We start from the raw sequence: 1,884 nt of genomic DNA, 5'->3' as shown, positions 1-1,884 counted from the left end.
TTTATTTTTAAAGCCAGAGCGGTTTTAACTCTATTATTTTACTTGTTAGTTGTATATATAGTCCTAGGAACACTCTTTATTAACTATTTTACCGCTGGTGTATTATCTTTAGGAATTGTTTTGGCTTGTTTGCTTAAATCTGGTATAATATCTTATGTTATAAGACATTTAAAAAAAATTTTTTCATGTATTTCATGTTTTTTAATAAACTTGTTTTTATTAAATTTATTAATAGGGTATGTATCATTTTTATTGTTAATTTGGCCGCCTGATCCACCTGTTATTGTTCCTACTATTGAGGAATTATCCCTTAATAGGAACTTATCCCATAGTTATAAATTAACAGTCAACCTAAAAAACAACAAAGAATTAAATATTTACGATCTATTCGATATAAAAGAAAAGTTAGAATTTATCCCGCGTATACAACATGATACAGAAACCTTGAACCAGGAAAATAATGGGTGCATAGCGCTTAAAAAAAAAAGATAAGCCAACATACTTTTACTCCGGTTTTAGATTTTACGAATATGTTTTGGTATGTACGAATACTGAAGACTTAAAACAACATATTATAAATAGAGAGTTAAAAGAAGGATATCTTGAAGGATATATCAACTTGAATTTGATTGAAAAGCCAAATAAAAAAACACGAAGTATTATATTGAATAGAAAACTAAAAAGTAACAATAAAGGTTGGGGAGTAAAGGAAGTTTATATTTCCTTCTTTGGGTTTAACTCAAATTTTTATGAAGTAAATTGTATCGATGATATTTGCCCAAAATCTCTAATAGAATTAGTTGATTTTCCCGTAGGGTCATTTCTTCAAGCCAAAGACAGCATAAATATTGAATATGGCGAACCCTACGATAATCGTCAAACAATCACCTGGTCTGTTGATAATCTAGAAAGAGGCATAAGATTTTCTTACATCTCACCACCTTTTCATAATTTCCGAAGATTGTTTGAACCCTTTTTGAAACTTGATTCACTTCCTCAACCTTTAGTTTTTACTTTTGGCATAATAATTACTTGGATTTTTACAGCCAGAGGCAAAGCTTTGATATATATTAAAAGTGTAGCGAATGCTGAGAGCAAGTCTATGTCTGAAGCAAATCCCTCCAAAAAGGTAGAAATTAGCGGTAATAACTTTGGTGCTGTAGGTAGCTTAACAGGAGACAACTCTGGTACATTCACCGGTAATCAAAATATTGATCAATCTCAGAAAAAGCAAACCTTAACAGAAGCAGCCGCAGAAATACAGCAACTACTAGAACAACTATCACAAGCCTACCCAACTACAACCACTGCCGAAAAGATGACTGTAGTAATGGAAGCTGCTGACCGTATTGAAAATAACCCAACCCTGAAATCACGGGTAGTTGGTGCCCTAAAATCAGGCGGAACTGAGGCATTTAAGGAAGCCATTAACCATCCACTAGTCAATATTTTAGTAGCAACCATTGAAGGATGGAAGGATGCTGATTAGTTAAAGGGATGAATTCATGGAAACAGCTGATTGTTAGAGTCAGCTACTATCAAACGAATCTTCGGATTAGTTGGAAACCCTAGGAAGTCGGGAGATAGGGAAATGGGGAGAGCTGACCAAGTCCTATTATGAGTGGAGTGGGCATCCTGGCCGCCGGGAATTGGAACGGGCAAGATGCCCATTCCACCAAGATGCCCATTCCAGAAAACTCTTAAAATCCTTCCATTATTAAGCAACGCCCCTTTTTCCCTAAGAAAGCTTGGTCAGGAATTCTAAAAATGTTTTAGTTCTTGGTGTTAAGAGGGTGCGGCGATAGGCATCTGCCGCTTTTTTAATTCCTTCTGCTTGAGTTGGATAGGGATGAATTACGCTGGAAAGCTTACTCAAACCAATCT

General features: G+C 35.1%; 3 protein-coding genes. All 3 read left to right on the top strand.

What is annotated here, in order from left to right; all coding sequences use genetic code 11:
* The coding region (locus tag F6K49_RS44900; protein WP_293108553.1) for a hypothetical protein at positions 1 to 492 on the top strand (492 nt) is incomplete at its 5' end.
* 43 nt (positions 493 to 535) lie between these two features.
* Positions 536 to 1,489, top strand: a complete 954-nt coding sequence (locus F6K49_RS44895) for a hypothetical protein (RefSeq protein WP_293108550.1) — start codon at positions 536 to 538, stop codon at positions 1,487 to 1,489.
* Between the two features lie 70 nt (positions 1,490 to 1,559).
* Positions 1,560 to 1,721, top strand: a complete 162-nt coding sequence (locus F6K49_RS44890; protein WP_293108547.1) for a hypothetical protein — start codon at positions 1,560 to 1,562, stop codon at positions 1,719 to 1,721.
* The last annotated feature ends 163 nt before the right edge of the window (positions 1,722 to 1,884 follow it).

The organism is Moorena sp. SIO3I6 (assembly GCF_010672095.1).
This window is presented reverse-complemented; position numbering and strand designations above follow the sequence as displayed.